The organism is Campylobacter sp. TTU_617, from assembly GCF_016599045.1.
Taxonomy (GTDB): Bacteria; Campylobacterota; Campylobacteria; order Campylobacterales; family Campylobacteraceae; genus Campylobacter_D.
Window position 1 is genome coordinate 1 of record NZ_JAENKV010000060.1, and the last position, 241, is coordinate 241.

Here is a 241-nt window from a genome sequence, read left to right on the forward strand (position 1 = left end):
TTTAATAAATTCTTCACACTTAAACGAATTCTATTCTTCTTTTCATCAATAAAAGCAATACTTGCTTCAACTTCATCTCCAATTTTTAATTTTTCAAAATCTGAAATATTAATATCTTCTTTATGGATTAAAGCATCGACTTCTTCACTAAGTTCAACAAAAACACCAAATTCTTTTATATCTCTAACAATGCCTTTGACTATATCTCCTACTTTATGTTCTTTAGCGTAACTTTGAACAG

1 protein-coding gene is annotated in these 241 nt (G+C 27.0%); it reads right to left on the bottom strand.

All coding sequences use genetic code 11. The features are described 5' to 3' along the window. The coding region (locus tag GQV94_RS07690; protein ID WP_200170452.1) for a S1 RNA-binding domain-containing protein at window positions 1-241 on the bottom strand (241 nt) is incomplete at both ends.